At 24.3% G+C, this 17822-nt stretch carries 11 protein-coding genes; 6 read left to right on the top strand and 5 right to left on the bottom strand.

Annotation, left to right across the window (positions count from 1 at the left end; translation table 4 throughout):
* Positions 1 to 2 precede the first annotated feature (2 nt).
* Positions 3 to 599 (bottom strand): FMN-dependent NADH-azoreductase, encoded by a 597-nt coding sequence (locus ACXX86_RS00595; protein ID WP_436358872.1) that lies wholly within the window; start codon positions 597 to 599, stop codon positions 3 to 5.
* Positions 600 to 735: 136 nt separating this feature from the next.
* On the opposite strand from ACXX86_RS00595, the gene ACXX86_RS00590 reads away from it, so the two are divergent.
* On the top strand, positions 736 to 8538 hold the full coding sequence (locus tag ACXX86_RS00590) for an ABC transporter permease (RefSeq protein ID WP_458560944.1): 7803 nt from the start codon (positions 736 to 738) through the stop codon (positions 8536 to 8538).
* Positions 8538 to 9383: an ABC transporter ATP-binding protein gene (locus ACXX86_RS00585; protein ID WP_436358874.1), complete on the top strand. Its 846-nt coding sequence runs from the start codon at positions 8538 to 8540 to the stop codon at positions 9381 to 9383. Before ACXX86_RS00590 ends, ACXX86_RS00585 begins: the two co-directional genes overlap by 1 nt.
* A 54-nt stretch (positions 9384 to 9437) precedes the next feature.
* On the opposite strand, the gene uvrB is transcribed toward ACXX86_RS00585, so the two are convergent.
* Positions 9438 to 11396 carry an excinuclease ABC subunit UvrB gene (gene uvrB, locus ACXX86_RS00580; RefSeq protein ID WP_458560943.1) on the bottom strand — a complete coding sequence of 653 codons (1959 nt, stop codon included), beginning with the start codon at positions 11394 to 11396 and terminating at the stop codon, positions 9438 to 9440.
* 49 nt (positions 11397 to 11445) lie between these two features.
* On the opposite strand from uvrB, the gene ACXX86_RS00575 reads away from it, so the two are divergent.
* Positions 11446 to 12270, top strand: coding sequence for a leucine-rich repeat domain-containing protein (locus ACXX86_RS00575; protein ID WP_458560942.1), 825 nt, complete (start codon positions 11446 to 11448; stop codon positions 12268 to 12270).
* Between the two features lie 52 nt (positions 12271 to 12322).
* Here the strand turns inward: ACXX86_RS00575 and ACXX86_RS00570 are convergent, their stop codons facing one another.
* The 3 genes from ACXX86_RS00570 to eno are packed head-to-tail and all read right to left on the bottom strand — an operon-like array spanning position 12323 to position 15125.
* Positions 12323 to 13237 (bottom strand): SPFH domain-containing protein, encoded by a 915-nt coding sequence (locus tag ACXX86_RS00570; protein ID WP_436358877.1) that lies wholly within the window; start codon positions 13235 to 13237, stop codon positions 12323 to 12325.
* A gap of 1 nt (position 13238) precedes the next feature.
* Positions 13239 to 13736: an NfeD family protein gene (locus ACXX86_RS00565; protein ID WP_436358878.1), complete on the bottom strand. Its 498-nt coding sequence runs from the start codon at positions 13734 to 13736 to the stop codon at positions 13239 to 13241.
* A gap of 15 nt (positions 13737 to 13751) precedes the next feature.
* A complete protein-coding gene (eno, locus tag ACXX86_RS00560; RefSeq protein WP_458560673.1) occupies positions 13752 to 15125 on the bottom strand; it encodes a phosphopyruvate hydratase in 1374 nt (457 codons plus the stop codon).
* A gap of 1095 nt (positions 15126 to 16220) precedes the next feature.
* Here eno and ACXX86_RS00555 point away from each other — a divergent pair.
* The 3 genes from ACXX86_RS00555 to ACXX86_RS00545 all read left to right on the top strand — a co-directional run bounded on the left by ACXX86_RS00555 (position 16221) and on the right by ACXX86_RS00545 (position 17691).
* Positions 16221 to 16406: a hypothetical protein gene (locus tag ACXX86_RS00555; RefSeq protein ID WP_458560685.1), complete on the top strand. Its 186-nt coding sequence runs from the start codon at positions 16221 to 16223 to the stop codon at positions 16404 to 16406.
* Between the two features lie 31 nt (positions 16407 to 16437).
* The gene (locus tag ACXX86_RS00550) at positions 16438 to 16770 is read left to right on the top strand and encodes a hypothetical protein (RefSeq protein ID WP_458560684.1); all 333 of its coding nucleotides are present in this window, start codon (positions 16438 to 16440) and stop codon (positions 16768 to 16770) included.
* A gap of 159 nt (positions 16771 to 16929) precedes the next feature.
* Positions 16930 to 17691, top strand: a complete 762-nt coding sequence (locus ACXX86_RS00545; protein ID WP_458560683.1) for a hypothetical protein — start codon at positions 16930 to 16932, stop codon at positions 17689 to 17691.
* Positions 17692 to 17822 lie beyond the last annotated feature (131 nt).

The following is a 17822-nucleotide window of genomic DNA, read 5'->3' as shown; positions in this document are numbered from 1 at the left end:
AATTAAAATTCAAATGCAGCTTTTTTGATTTTATCTTCAATACTTTTAACTTTTTCTTCTTTACTTAAAGAAGCGAAAGGTTCAACTTTTGTACCTGTTAATCAAACTGGTTCAACAACTTTAGCTCCTAAAAAGTTTCAAAAACCTTTTAAATTTTCTGTAAAGTTTCCAAAAGGATATCAATCTGCAGGCGCTCCTTGAGAAGTTAAAATTTGAACTTTTAAATGATCTAAAAGACCTTTTGCTTCTCCTTTTTTGCTGTATTTATAGCTAAAAGTTACATTAGCCATTGAAATAGCGTCAATAAAGTTTTTTACAACTGCTGAATAGTTGAAATTAATCATTGAAGTTGAAAAAACAACTTTTTGCACACTTTTTAATAAATCAACTAATTTCATTGCTTCTACATCTTGTCAAAAAGTTTTCATATTTTCTGAATTTAAAGAGATTGAAGCCACTTTTTCTTTATTTAAATCCATTTCAATAATTTCGTGAGTTGGATTTTTTTCTTTATAAAATTCTACAAATTTATCTGACATTAATTTTGAATTTGAAGATTCTCCAGATAAAATAGAACCTTTTATAACTAAAACTTTCATTTTTCCTTCTTTCTTTTCTATAAATTAACTTGCTAAGTTATTATATTATAAAAAATAGTAAAATTTTCAAAAAGTTTATTTTTAGCAAAAAAATAGTATAATTTTTTATATTTTATTAAAAAATGAGGTATTTACTATGTTTAAATTATTAAAAGAAATTTTTAAATCTTTATCAAAAATAACAACAATAAGTTTATCTATTTTACTTTTTTTAACTACAGGTGTTTTTACTTTACTTTTTAGTGTAAAAGAATCTTTTAATAGACAAATAAATAAATATAATGCAGTTTCTAAATTACATGATTCAACAGTAGATTTAGATGTTAACTTTAGCGGTAATGCTAAAGATAATGGATATAAAAAAGAAACACCAATTGAATACACTTTAGATCAAAAAGCTATAAAAGAAATTTTAGATTTTCAAATAAAATCACAATTTATTTTGCTTTCTGACTTGGGAGTTAAGGGAGAAAAAGCGAATTATTATATAAGTGCTCAAGACTTTTTATTTCAATATGAAGTTAATAAAAATATAAATAATATTGATAATAAAGATTTTAATTTTGATTTAAAAAATAAACAATTTCAAGTTTTAAAAACCGATAGCAAATTTTTTAAAACTTATTTAAAAAATGCTGATGGAACATTTAAAGAAAAAGAAATTTCCTATTACTTAAACAAGGATAATACTGCAGTTTTTTTAGACAAAAGATACAAAATTTCTGAAGTTATAAACATTTCAAGTAACGGTTCAGAAGGCTACTTATTACATAATCAAGGTGAAGATCATATAATATCTTCCATAAATAGAATGGGAATTAATTTAAATACCAAAGAAGCAACTTTTGATGTTTCTAAAATCAACTCATGAGAAAGAAATGGTATTTTATATTTATTAACAGAAGATGAAACAGCAAAATTAATCGGAGTTCATAAAGATAATAACAATAATTGAAAGTTATTTTATAAAAAAGATTATACAAGTGAATTATTTAGTTGAGATAACATAGCAAAATGATCGGCTCCTCAACAAGTTTGAAACTATAATATTGTTTTAAAACCTGATGGTTTAATGAATGGTAGTGAAAATACAGCTCCTGTAATTAAAAAGTTATTTTTAAAAAACGACATTCATAAATCACTGCCAGATTTTTTCCAATTTTCTAAATCTAATGTTTATAAACTTAAAGATGAATGAGTTTCAAGAGTTAGTTATCAAACCAAATTTATTTTACATAATTTTACTTTGTTAGATATTGAACCAGAAAAAGGAAATTTTTCTAAAAATTTTTCTAATTATTTAGCAAATTTAAAAGACAATGATCCTGAAGAATTTAAAAAAATTGAAAAGCTACATTATTGAGAAAAGCAAATAGTAAAAACTATCTCAAATAAAGAACCTATTGTTATTAGTCAAAATCTTTTAAAAGATGATTTAACTTTATTAATAAAAGGACCAGATGGTAAAACCACATCAATTAAGGATATTGAAAATTTAGGAAACAATTATAATATTCAAAATTTAACTTCACAGCAATTAGCATCTTTATCCAATGAAGAAATAGTAGATTTAACTTATTTAAAACTTAGAAATGCAGTTTCTACAACAATAAAAAACAAAATCTTTGATTATGTGAAAAACGAAAAAGAAGTTGATTCAGTTGGTAGAAGAAGATTTATTACTACAACAGCAATAGATGAAAAAAAAGGAGAAAACAAAATTTTTCAATTTATTGATGCAGGAATAAATGAAGAATATTTTGATCCAAACCACAAGCAAGAAGTAGGAAAACTTTTTAATGAATATTTTCATAAAAGTAACTTATTTATTAATGCTGATCCTAATTTTGATAAAAATGAATTCAATCCTGTATATAGTGCAGAAATTATAAATGCCATTTTTCAAGGTTTTGTTCCTGATTCTAAATACTTAAATCCAACCATTGAATTTATTGATATTCCTTCTAGTCAAAAGTTAGCTTTATTTCCTGCAAATTTTTCAAAAGAAAAAGTAGTAATTTTAGAAAATAAAGAAAAAACAGTGAATTTTGCTGTTGGAAATTCAAAAAATGGTTATACTCTTTATGAAAAAACACAAGATTCCTGAATTAAAGTTTTAGTTGATAATAAAGAGTTTTTAACTCTTACAGAATTAAATAATTTTATGGAATCTAAACATTTAGGTCTAAAAGTTTCTGTAGGAGAAAATGGTTGATACAAAACAGATGAAAACTTTTCAAATACTTATAATGTTCCTTTCATATATAGAACACCTTCCAGCGCCTTACTAAAAGAAATAGAAACATCAAAAACAGTAAAAACACTTTTTGATAGTCTTAAAAAAACAATAGTTAATAGTGAATTAGTTAGAGAAAACTTCATAAAAGTAGATGAATTAGATAAACTATTAACTGCAACTCAAGATGCTTTTTTCGTTACTGAATATTATGATATTTTTACAAAAGGTAAAAATAATCAATCTTTAATGCAAAGAATGATTTTTGAGTCACTTTATTTAGCAACTATTCAAAATGATGATCAATTTTTAAACAAAATATTTAATAATTTTCTTGAAAACATTCAAAACAAAATTAGAGATAATGGAACTACATTAGATGAACAAAAAACTTATTTTATTGATAACATAGATAAAATAGGTCAAATTCTTTCTAATTTAGGAATTAATGTTTGAAGTGATATTTTAAAAGATAATACAAAAGAAGAGTTAAAAACTATAATAAATAACCCAATTGAATTTATTGATGGTTTAAAAACAATAATTTTATCAATTGATTTTAAATCTTTTTTAACTGATATTCACAATTGATACGAAAACAAATGAAATAAACAAGAGAGAAACGATTCCACTCATGCTTATTATTATTTTAGTGTTTCAGATTTAGTTATTCCATTAGTTAAATCCATTGATTTTGATGTATTTAAAAAAGGTGCAACTATATTAGTTAAAAATATTAATTTTGATTCTTTACTTTCTACCGCTTATAATAAATCAGAGCAAAAATATAAAGGAATTTTATTCAATAAACTTATTAATTCTTATAAAGAAAGTGTTTTAAAAGAAAAAATCACCACTTCTTTAGTTAATATTTTTGACAAAATTAACATAAATAAAGATAAAAATAATTCTTCTGAAAATTTTAAAAACATAAATTCAGGTTTAACTAAAATAATTTCTATTTTAGATAAAGATAGACTTTTAAATATAGTAGAAAATTCTTTAGAAAACACTTATTTTGAAGATTATAAATTTGTAAATGAATCAAAAGATCCGCAAAAAGTTTTATTTGTTGCTAAAACTCTTAAAACATCTAATTTAATAACTGCATTTATTTCAACATTTTTTAAAGATTCTGCAACTACCCATACTCTTTTTAGAGCAATAGAAGAAATATTAAATTTATCTGGTAAAACCAAAAAAGAAGGTGCATTAGGTATAACTTATTCAGTACCAGATAAAGATGCTGAAAAACTTGACTTGTTCGATTTACAAAATTTAGAGTTATTATCATATGCTAAATTTGAAGAATTAATTAAACTTTCTGATAAAGTTGATAATAAAATTTTAATCGATAAAGAATTTGATAATACGGAAATTTCCTTTATAAAAAGATATTTATTTTTTGGAAAAGATATCATTAAAGATGTTGATGAAATAAGTCAAAGAAACTCTATTTTCAAAGAAACATTAAAACTTTTTATTTTTAATAAGTTCACTAAAGCAAATAATTCATTTGTTATAAAAAATACAAATACTAGTTCTACTTTAGCAGATAATTTATATGAGATTTTTATTGAGAACACACAAGGTAACAGAGCCTTTAATACAGCAAAACCAAAAGCTAGAGAAATTGTAAGTAATGTTGTTTATTCTTCTGAATATTCTAGTTCTGTAAATAGTTTGATTTTTTATGATTTTTGAATTAAATTTGTTTCTGAAAATAGTCAATTGAGTTCAACGGAATTAAAAGAAGTTTTCAATTTCTTTTTTAGAGAAGCACAAAATCAAAATTCTTATTTATACAAAGAATTAATTGAAACACAATTGTATGATTCTAAGAAAAACTTTGAAAATAGATCATTTTTCTCTAAAGGACTAGACATTCAACCAATAGGACGTGGTATAGCACAACCTTTTGATTCTGCAGATACTTTATTTAAAAACATACCAAATACTGCTGATGCTAATGAATGAAAAAATAAAATAAATAAATTATTTGATTCTGAAATTTATAAAAAGAAAAATGCTATTACAGGTTTAGATTTAGCTGATTGACTTATTTTAAATAAAGTTTCTTTAGCTTCTAATTTAGCACAAATTGCAACAAATGAGAGATATCATAAAGACGCTACAAATTACTTTGTTAATTTACAAAAATCATTTGATTTATTAAACGATTTTGCTTCTAAAGGTGACTTAAATAGAGAAATTTTAAATAATTTAAGAAAGAATTTTACAACTCAATCTGCTGTTTTTACTTCTTTAGGTTTATCAGACACTGTATCATCAACATATTCTAGTGTTATTTTCCCAATAGTAGCAGCTTGATTTACCTCGAATCCAGCAGGAACAGATAATGCAGAAAATAACTCCAATTTAACCTTTGTTTTAAATAATAGAGTAACTGATTTTTCAAAAATTATTAATGAAAATCCTGATAATTATAGAGATATAATAAAAGGAAGATTTTATAATTTATATAGCGATTCTCTTTTTGAATATCATTTAGAAAATCATAGTGTTAAAGGTTTATCATTAGATCTTTCCTATGTAGATTACTTAAATAAAAAAGTATTTTCAATTGACAATCAAGACACCATTTTATTTGATATTAACATTAATAAAATCTTTTTAGATTTAATTAATGCTTCTACAATAATAAGAGAAGAAAATAAATTTTTAGTATTTAAAGATGTTCGTTCCTTGGTTGCAAAAGTAAATTCTAGTTTTTTAAATGAAAACAATAAAGAAATATATAAAGAAAAATTACCTTCTAGTTATATAGAGTTAGAAAAACTAATAAATAATTTAGATGAAAAATACATAATAAATGTAAGTGGGTCTAAATTTTTAATAGTAGGCGATGAGCAAACTATCGATTATTTATTCCCTGTAATAAATGAAGAAAATTTACAAGTTAATATTAAAAATCAAGCACTTGTTTATGTTAATAAATGAGGTTTTGATAGAGCTCGTGAATCCTTTAGAGGTAGCGCTTTAAAAGATTATTTACTTGTTAAAACAAAACCAGGAACAAATGTTCAAGAATTTAATGAAAAAACAAATAGAGAAATAGCTAATAATTTTGGAAATATAGTAACTAAAAAAGTCTTTTCTAAAGATGAATTAGATATTATTAATCCAGAAAGAAGTTTAAGAATTTCAACAGCTTTTTCATTGATTCAACTTATATCAAATGCTAACTTTTATATGGTTGCATTAATGTCTATATTAATAATTATTTCTACCGTATTTATTACAAAAAGATATATATCTACAAGAAATAAGGTACTAGGGATTTTAAGAGCACAAGGTTACAACTCTTGAATGATAGCTTTCTCATTTATATCCTTCCCTTTCATTACAACCTTTATAGGTGGAACTGTTGGGTACATAGTAGGTTTATCATTGCAACAAGTGTTAAAAAACGCCTTTTCATCTTATTGAACTTTACCAACGCAGAGTATATCATTTGAATGAATTCCTTTTGTTTTAACCATTATTTTTCCATTTTTCTTACTTTCAGCTTTAGTTATATTATCTGCTTTATGAATTTTAAGAAAAAAAACAATTGATTTAATGTCTGGTATAGTTGAAATTAATGTTTCAAAATTTGCTATGGTATTTCTAAAAATATTTAGATTTGCTAATGTAAAAACAAAATTTGTTGCTTCATTATCTGTAAATAGTTTTTGAAAATTAATTTCATTAATGATTTCAACAACCTTAACAGCCTTTATTTCCATTTTCTCAATTTCTTCAAACGGAGTATTTAATGAGACTGTAAATAAAACATACCAAAAGAGAAATTATAAGTATAAGTTAGATTTAGAAACACCTACTATCGAAGCTGGACAATATCAAACTTTTGATAAAAATCAATTAGAAAATCTTTTATATGTTCCTTTAGGGGTTGCTTCTGAATCTAATGTTGAAGCAAATAATTACTTCAAACCAGGTAGAGCTCTTGTAAATGGTGATTCAGACAAAAATGGTAATCCAAAAGAAAATGATCCCCATATTTTAACAAGAGCGTCACTTCAATTACAAGTAGAATCATCATTATCCATCTCACCTTGAGATATAGTTTTAAATTCAATGCCTGATAGTCAAAGATCAAGAACTTTAGAAATTTCTAAAATGGCAATTTCAGAAATAGAAAAAACTCAAGATATTCATTTTGTAGAAAAAGTTGATATCACAGGCAAAAAATACAACTTTGAATTTGTAGGAACAGAAGCAAACCCACAAAACTATTTTAAATACATTGAAAATGAAAATGTTTCAACTGGTGGTAAATTCTGATATATGGTATGAAATGTTCAAACTCAAGAATATGATAGAGAAGCAATAACTACTTCTCAACATAGAGATTTATATAGAAAATTCTTAGTAGATGCTTATAAAAAAATTCCTTCTAATGATTTTTATATAGCGTTTAACGGTATTTTATTTAACAATCAAACAAACGAAAAATACACATATATTAATACTTCTTATAATGAAGAAAACAGTTTAAAAATTTATGGTTATAATAACAATTCTAAATATGTATCAATCCAAGATGAAAAAGGTGTTAATTTAATCGAATTAATGGAAAAAACACAGGTAATTAATGATGTTTATCCTATTTCTGTTAATTATGTATTTTTAAATAAAAACAACTTAAAACTCGGTGATACAATTGAATTAGAAGTTAAAAATCCTATTGATAGATATATAAGAATTTTAGAAGGAAATTCCTTTAGAAAATATAAATTTAAAATAGTTGGTATTATAAATACTTTCATTAATAGTGAGTTAGTTACAACAAGAAAAATAGCAAATCATTTAACTGGATTAAGTGAACTAGATCAAGATGGATTCAATGGTATTTTATCTAACGATGTTACTCCAGAGCAAACTATTGGTTCTGTTGGTTTATATGCAAATTCTGGATATTGATTTGGTGGAGACCTAATTAATATTGAGACAAAAGAACAATATGAAACAGCCTTTGCACAAATATATTCAAACAGCGATGATCAACCTGGTGTATTAAAAAATAATGGTTATAGTGATGAATTAATCAAAAAATTATTAACATTTAAAGAAAGAACAATTACTGATATTGAAAATATCGATTTAAGCTATAAGAATATTACAAGTGATAAATTTAAGAGTGAAAACGCAACCTTAATTAAACAAGGTGTAAATAATTTCATCGACTTATATTCTAAAAATGTTTATAATTCGCTTTCTACAAATGTAGATGCTAAAGATATTCAAATAGGTTTTGTTAATAATATTGCTAATACAGTTTCAAAATTAACACTATCTATAGTTATTATTTTCTTTTTAGTTTCTGTTGTTATTCTAATTATGATTTCAAATATCATAATTACGGAGAACGAAAAAAACATTGCTATATTTTCAATCTTGGGATACAATAACAAAGAGAAAATAAAACTATTTTTTGGAATTTATTTACCTTTAATAATTGTTGCTACAATTATTGCTATTCCATTAGTTATTGGATTTATTGCTTTATTTAATGCGTTTTTAGTTTCATCTAGTTCTATTGCTCTAATACTTACTTTAAAATGATGACATGCTTTAACTGCAATAGGAATTTTATTCTTTGTTTATGGACTTACATCTCTTATTGCTTGAATTAATTTAAATAAAATTAAAGCTATTTATTTATTGAAAGGAAAATAATGACAGAAAACCAAAATAAGAAAGAACTAAAAGGTAAAATAAAAGAAGAAAATGCAGTTTTACTTACTAAAAAAGAAATAAAAAAAATCAAAAAAGCAAATAGTAAACCAAAGAAAAAACACAAAGATATGATCACACAAAATACAGAAAATAATATCATTGAAATTTTCGATGTTAAAAAATCTTATCTTTCTGGTTCGATAATAACTTCTGTTTTAAAAGGTGTTACTTTAAAAATAGAAAAAGGAGATTTTGCTGTTTTATTTGGAAAATCAGGTTCAGGAAAATCTACATTATTAAACATTATTTCTGGTTTAGATAGAGCATCAGAAGGTGAAGTGATTGTTGCAAATAATAATTTGACATATTACAACGATTCAAAATTAACAAAATTTAGAAGAGAAAATGTTAGTTTTATTTTTCAAAGTTATAATTTACTGCAAAACTTAAATGGTTATGATAACGTTGAAACAGGTGCATATTTACAAAAAGATAAAAAGAAAGTTTTAAATATTAATAACCTTTTTAAAGAATTTGAAATAGAAGAAATTAAATATAAATATCCTTCTCAAATGTCTGGTGGACAACAACAAAGAATTTCCATTTTAAGAGCGTTATCAAAAAATGCAGAAATCATTTTTGCTGATGAACCTACAGGTGCTTTAGATGAAAAAACATCAAGAGCAGTTTTAAAAATATTACAATATATTAATAAAACCTATGGAACCACAATTGTAATGGTTTCTCACGATCCGACAGTTGCTGAATTATGCAATAAAGTTATTAAATTAGCTTCTGGAAAAATAGAAGAAATAATAATAAATTCTAATCCTAAAGTTTTATAAATAAAAAATTCCTTTATATAAGATTTGTTCTTTTATAAAGGAATTTTCTTTATTTTAGAGATCGGATTCCAACTCTAAAATCAGGTCTCTGATTTGAATTGCTTTTTCTAAATCATCTTTAGCAATATATTCATTTTTTTGTTTTATTAGTGCTTTTATTATTTCTTCTTTTTCTTTTTTATCTTTGACTTTAGAAGATTTTTCTAAAGCATCAATTGTTTCAACTGATTGAATTGGATCAAAAATAGGTTTAATAATAGTTTTAGGAATAATGTTGTTCTTTTTATTATATTCCATTTGAATTTTTCTTTTTTCTTCATTATCTTTTAAAGTAGCTGCAATATTACTTGTAATAGAATCAGCAAATAAAATTGCTCTACCATGATCATTTCTAGCTACTCTACCAATCATTTGAATTAGTGCAGCTTTTGTTCTGGAGAATGAGTTGGTATCGGCTTCAAGAATCATAATTAAAGAAACCTCCGGTAAATCTATACCTTCTCTTAATAGATTAACTCCCACAACAACATCGTAAATTCCCTTACGTAATTTTCTTAATATGTCATTTCTTTCAAAAGTTTTGTGTTCAGAATGGATATAAGCTGATTTATAGTGTTTTTCTCTAAAATTAGATGATAACTCTTCTGCCATTCTTTTGGTTCCTGTTATGATAATAACTCTTTCATTATTTTTAATTTGATTATCAATTTCTTTATACATAGTTTCTAATTGATTTTTAGTTGATTTAATTTCAATTATTGGATCAACAAGACCAGTAGGTCTTATGATTTGTGTTGTAATTTCTCCGTGCGTTTTGTCAACTTCATAATCTGAAGGAGTAGCTGAAATATAAATAATTTGATTATCTATTTCTTCAAATTCTTCAAATTTTAAAGGTCTATTATCTAAAGCGGAAGGCAAACGAAAACCATAATCTACAAGATTTCTTTTTCTTTGATAATCACCTTTATACATTGCTTGTAGTTGTGGAACTGTCATATGGGACTCATCGATAAAGATAAGTGTGTCTTTAGGTAAATAATCAAAAAGTGTATAAGGTTTCTCGCCTTCTTTTCTATCATCCATATGTCTTGAATAGTTTTCTATTCCAGAGCAAAAACCAAATTCTTTTAATGAATCAATATCATTACGAACTCTGTCATTTAATCTTTGTTTTTCAACTAATTTATTTTCCTTGTCAAAATAAGATAATCTTTCTTCTAATTCTAATTCAATAGTTTTAACAGCTCTTTCAATTGTATCATTAGTTACTGTATAAGAGTTTGCTGGATAAATAACAAAATTTTTAACTTTTTTTGTAGTTTTTTTACTTAATTTTTCTTGATAGACTATATTTTCAATTTCATCATCAAAAAAATCAATTCTAATAGTTAATTCTTCAGTTCATACAGGAAAAAGTTCTACAACATCCCCTTTAGTTCTAAATTTTCCTGGTTCTAAATCAATATCAGTTCTTTCATAACCTATTTTTGCTAAAGTTCTAAATAAATCACTTCTATTTAATTTCATTCCTACTTCGATATAAAATAGATTAGATTGATATTCTTTTGGATCAAGTGCCCCGTAAATTGCAGCAACAGAAGAGACAACAATTGTGTCTCTTCTAGTTACTAATGCATTGATAGTGGACATTCTCATCGATTCTAAATCTCAGTTTGTTTTACTGGATTTTTCTGTATAAACATCTTTAGCTGGTAAGTAAGATTCTGGTCTATAGTAGTCAAAGTGAGAAACAAAATATTCTACTTTATTTTCTGGAAATAAACTTTTCATTTCTGAAAAGAGTTGCGAAGCTAAAGTTTTGTTATGTGATAAAATCAGAGCTGGTCTATTTGTTTCTTTGATAACATTAGCCATAGTAAAAGTCTTTCCACTACCAGTAACACCGAGTAATACTTGGTATTTCTTATTATTTTTTATTCCGTCGGAAAGTTCTTTAATTGCTTTTGGTTGATCGCCTTGAGGCTTATTTTTTGAAATTAAATTATACATATTATTAAATTATAATTGGAAAATAAAATAATAGTGTAAAATTTAAACTATGAAAAAAATATTTTTATCTATAAGTCCATTATTAGTTTTACCTATCGTCGCTGTTTCTTGTGGCGACAATAATGCAAATACCAAACAAGGAGAGAATCTTGTAAATAAGAAAAATGATAAAGGAGAATTTGTTAATGTTATATTTGATAAAGAACATAAAACCTTTACATTAGACTTGAGCAAAGAATCCATTACAACTATATACACAGGAGCTTTTGCTGGTGAAAAAAGTAGAGAAATTTTATTAAGTGAAACAATAAAAAAAGATGGTGTTGATAACCAAGTTATCGTTTCTTATCATCTTAAAAAAATTATTTTTCCTCCAACTTTAGAAATAATTGAAGATTCAGCTTTCACAAATAGAACATTACCAACATCAAAAATAGATTATGAGTTGCAAGAATTAGATTTTTCAAAAGCAACTATTTTACAAACAATAGGTAATTATGCATTTGAAACAAACAAAATAAAAGAAGTTATTTTATCAGATTCAGTTACTTATATTGGAAAGCAAGCATTTGCAAATAATCAAATTTCAAAATTTGTTATTTCAGAAAATTCTAATTTAAAATCAATAGGAATTTCAGCCTTTTTTAACAATGAAATTACTTCTTTAGATTTTAAATCAAATAAATTGGAGTTAATTTCAAAAGCAGCATTTGAAAGAAATAAAATAACATCAGTTCACTTTGTAGAACCATTATCAAAATTAATAATAAGTAAAGAAGCATTTAAATTAAATGATATAAAAACAAATAATATTAATGAAATTGATAAAGAAAAAGTAAGTATTGCTTCTGATGCATTTGACAAATCAAATTAGTTTTAAAAAATAAATTAAAAATATCAAACTTGTTAGTTTGATATTTTTGTTTTTATTTTTTGTCACCTTCTTTAAATATTTCAGAAGCAACACTCATTGTTTTAGCAACGTCACCTAAGTTAGGTGGTAAAATAATTTTAGTTGCTTGGCCGTTAGCTAGAACTCCAAGTTGTTCAATAGATTTTAAAGTAAGAATATTTTTTGTAATATTTGTTTGATTTAATAATTCAATTGCTTTTTGATCGGCTTCAGCTTTTAATACTTCAGCTGTTTTTTTAGCTTCAGCTTTTAGAATTTCTGATTGTTTATCAGCTTCAGCTTCAAGAATTTTAGCAGCTTTTTGCCCTTCAGCAAGAAGGATTTGAGAAGCTTTTTTTCCTTCTGCTTCAAGAATATTTGCTCTTTTTTCTCTTTCTGCTTTCATTTGTTTTTCCATTGCTGATTGAATTTCTTTAGGAGGGATAATATTCTTAATCTCTACTCTATGTACTTTAATTCCTCAAGAATCAGACGCTTCATCTAAAATTAATGTTAATTGAGAGTTGATAGTATCTCTTGAAATTAATGCTTCATCTAATTCTAATTCACCAAGTAGATTTCTTAGTGTTGTAGCACAAAGGTTTTCAATGGCTTTCATAGAATTTTCTGCTCCATAAACAAAGAGTTTAGGATCTGTAATTTCTAAAAAGACAACTGTGTCAACTCTTATTCCTGCATTATCTTTAGTAATAACATCTTGTTCTGGGAAATCTAAAACTTTTTCTTTAAAGTTTTCTCTTTTAACAATTCTGTCTACAAAAGGTAAAAGGAAATTTATTCCGTTTTTAAGTGTTTTGTTATATTTACCAAGTCTTTCGACTACAGCAAATTCAGATTGTGGAATAATTCTAATGCTTCTTATTAAAGTTATTATTAATAATATAATTATGGCAATAGCAAGAACAGAAACAACGATAATTCAAATCATACTAATTTTCCTTTTGAGTTGTTTTTTCTATGTAAAGGATATTTCCTTTTACAAATTTAACTTTTACTCAATTTCCTTTCTCTATTTTTCCTTGACCTTCAACTGAAATAGTTCTATAAAATTTACCATCAATTTTAATTTTTCCATAATTTTGAGTATCTTCTCCATATTCATAACTATCTTCAATTAAAATATTAGGTTTAGATTTAGTTAAACCTTGAATTCTTTCTACACCTATTTTGGTAGAATAAAGTCTATTTTTAAGTAATTTATATGTTGAAAAATAGATAATAATTCAAACAACAATAAAAGTAAGAATTTGAGCTATTATGCTTCAATAAACACCTTTAGTTGCTAAAGCGATAATTAATGAAGGGATAGCACTTATACTTGTTAATGCTGTTCAAATTCCATTAGTAGCTAGTTCTAAAATGATAAAACTTAATATTATCAATAATCAAATTACTATAAAAATAATTTTTATTACATCTTGTGGCATATTAAAATAATTTAATTACTTAACATTTCTTTTTAAGTTGTGGAAAGTTTTTTCTCCATCGTATTCAGCTGCTTCAGCTAATTCTTCTTCAATTGCTAATAATCTATTATATTTTGCAACTCTATCTGTTCTTGATAAAGAACCGGTTTTAATTTGACCTGCATTTACTGCAACTGCTAAATCAGCAATTGTTGTATCTTCTGATTCACCTGAACGGTGTGATACAACAGCTGTAAATCCTGCTTTATGTGCTAATTCAATTGTGTCAAGTGTTTCAGAAACTGAACCAATTTGATTTAATTTAATTAAAATTGAGTTAATTGAACCTTGTGCAATAGCTTCTGATAAAATAGAAGCATTTGTAACGGTTAAATCATCTCCCATTATTTGGTGAGTTGAGCCAAATTTTTGATTAAATTTTTTAAATCCTTCTCAGTCTGATTCTGCAAATCCGTCTTCTACAGAAATAATTGGATATTTTGCAAATAATTTTCCATAGTATTCTACTAATTCATCTGTTGTAAATTCAACTTTATCAGTTAAACTTGCAAATCCTTCTTTTTTAGTTTCGATAGCCGCTTTTAATTTTCCAAAAGTATATTTTTTAGTTTTTGAATCATATAATTCTGATGATGCAGCATCTAAAGCAATAGCAACAGCATTTTCACCTTTAGTTGCTGGTGTAAATCCTGCAACTTTAATAGCTTCAACTAAAAAGTCTAAAGCTTCTTCGTGTGATTTTAAGTTAGGAGCAAATCCACCTTCATCACCAACTTGTGTTCCGTGTCCTGCTTTTTTTAATAATTTAGCTAAGTTGTGGAAAACTTTATTAGCCATTTGTAAAGCTTCTCTTATTGTTTTGGCTCCTAATGGCATAACCATAAATTCTTGGAAATCAATTGTATTTGATGCGTGTTCTCCACCATTAATAACGTTTAACATTGGAACTGGTAATTTTCTTGCGTTTGTTCCCCCAATATATTTATATAAAGGAATTTCTAATTCATCTGCTGCAGCTCTAAGAACAGCTAAAGATACCCCAAGAATAGCATTAGCACCTAAATTTTTCTTAAATGGAGTACCATCCAATTTAATCATTGCTAAGTCTATTTTTCTTTGATCTGTAACTTCCATTCCTAAAACAACAGGAGCAATTTTTTCATTAACGTTTTTAACTGCTTGCATAACTCCTTTTCCACCAAATCAATTTGATGCAAAAGCGTTATCTTGATCTCTTAATTCTAAAGCTTCTCTTGTCCCTGTTGAAGCACCTGATGGAACAATGGCTGAACCAAAACCACCAAATTCTGTTTTAACTTCTACTTGAACAGTAGGATTACCTCTTGAATCTAACACTTCACGAGCGTGAATGCTTGTAATTTTTGACATTTTTCTCCTTAATAAAATTTTTTATATTTAATAAAAATTATACATTAAAAAGAAATAAAAATATTTATATTTATCTAAAAAAAAGAAAAAATCAAGAACAGATAAACAGTGAAAATTTGTTCTTGATTTTGATATTGAAAACGTAATGTAATTTTCAAAATGGATTTTCAATTTTTTTATATTTTTAATTATTAAGATTAGTTATTATAATAACACTTTAAAAGATTTAAAAACTTAGAAAGGAGACTAAAATATAATAGGGGGTATACACAAAATAATCTAATAACAAGAATATAACAATAATAAAAAAATAAATACAATAATTTTAAATTTAATAAATGAAAATATTTGGTTGATAACAACCATAAATAATTATATACCTAAAATAAATAATTTGTTAAAAAAAAATCATTTTTTTCAAAAAAACATAAAAAAATTTGAACTTTTTATTATTACTTCAGAAGTAAATTAATTAAAATATAGTTAAATTAAATAAAAAGTATTAAATAAAAATAGTTTTGCTCTATAAAAGAAATCAAAATATTTTGTAAGTTGTAAATTAGCAGATAAGATAATACCTAAAAAGTCAAGCAAATTATTTTTAGATATAAAAACTTTTATTAAAGTAATATTTTTGTTGGTTGAAATGATTAAAACTTAAAAGCAGTCCAAAAAAAGCAATTATTTTTTTATTATATTATAACCAAAAAAACATTGCAAAATGATATAATTTAAAAAGATTTAAATAAATTTAAGTCAAAAATTAAAAAAGGATCAAAAGTATTAAAAAAAATGAAAAAAATATTTTATTTATAACTGCAGTACCTGGTATATTAGTACCTATAACACTAACACAAACAAGCATTGCAACAAATGAAGAAAAAAGAGTTGAATATAATCCACAAGTAAATTGATGATGATTTTTAGGCCCTTTGGGGGGGTGCTATTGCAAATGTAGCAGAACTAAATAGAATAAATTCTGAAAATGAAAAATGAGAAAAAGAACACATAAAAGAGTTACAACTTAAAAAAGAAACTGCTTTTTCAAGACAAAATAATAGTAAGTTTTCTGATTATGATTTAATTTTAGAAAAAATGGATAATTCAGGAAATTGAATACAAGTAAGTAGTTCTATTTCTAGTGATTCAAATGATGAATTGATAGAATATGATGTTACAGAATCGTCTAATTTTAGACTAGTTATTAAAAAGTATAAATCTTCTTTATTTGAAAATTCAATTGAGGATAATTTAGCATTTACTTATGTGGTTAAAAAATAAAAGAAAAATATTAATTAGTTTAAGTTTTCCGATGACATTTTCATTATTTTCTTGTGCTCAGAAAGAAATAAAAGAATATATTGAGCAAATTAAAGTAAAATCAATTTATTTTGAAAATCTCATTAAGATTAAACAAGACCAACAAAATATAAAAGCAAATAATAGTTTTATTTTTGATCAATTTAGAGAAAAATTATTTGAAAGCAAAGAAAATAATTTTAACTTTTTAAATGAAAAAAAATTAATAATAAAAACTATTGATGATTTTGATGAAAAAATTGTTAGTAAAATTAATGAATTATATGATAAATTCAATATAAATAATAGATTAACCAAAGAACAAATTACAAAAATGTTTGAATAAGATTTTCTTAATGGAAATAAATTAGAAAATGAATTAACACAAAACAATTTAATTTTATTAGAAAATGAATCTTTATGATATACTAATGATTTTTTAAATTTTATAATTGATGAAAATACAGTTGATAAGTTTAATATCTTAGAAATATCAGTTTTAAATTTGCCTGGAATTGATAGTGGAGAAACTACGAGAAAAACATCATTAGTTTCACAAAAGAAAAGGTTTACATTAATTAAAACAGAAAAAAATAAAGAAATTGTATTTTCTAAAACAAATAAAGAAGAAAACGAAAAAATTTTACTTAATTTATATAAAGAGTTTCAATACAAAGAGAATTTTTTTATTAAAAATGATTTATTTAAAGATTATTGACCTTTAATATTTCAAAAACAAAAAGAGCAAAATATTTTTACATCAGATGTTTTAATTTTTAAAAATAATTCACTTAATTCAAATAATCTTTTATTTAATGATGACATACACATTATCAATAACAAAGAAGAATTTAAAAATAAAATTATTCCTTCTATTAAGGAATTTTACACAGAAGAGAATAGCAAAACTAAAAAAAGCGAAAATGATATTTTAACAGAATTTGAAAAGATTTTTTTCAAAGATAAAACATTTGATCAAATTTTTGAAAATAATAGCATTGTTATTCATAGAACACTAGAATATAAAACTAATTATAATTATTTAAAACAATCAGTATTAATTAAATCTAAAATTGATGAAGAAAATAAAGTTATTGATTTTTCATTAATTAATGATTCGGATTTTAACTATAATTTAAATGAAAGCTATAATTTATCCAACAGTAAAATTCAATACAATTTCTCTATTGTTCCAAAAAAATATAAAATTAACATTGTAAAAAATTTATCTTTTAAAACAATTAATGAATTATTGAAAAATAATTAATTTTATGTTTTTTGGTTTGTTTTTTCATAAAGTTTTTTAGCAGTTTCTAATTTTTTAGTCATAAAAAAATTTCTCCTTATCCCGAGTTTCCCAGTCAACACTAAAAAGCAGAAAATCAACCATTTTTTTGG

This window comes from Mycoplasma sp. CB776 (assembly GCF_054343395.1).
The sequence above is the reverse complement of the archived record's forward strand: the minus strand, read 5'-3'. Positions and strand labels throughout refer to the sequence as shown.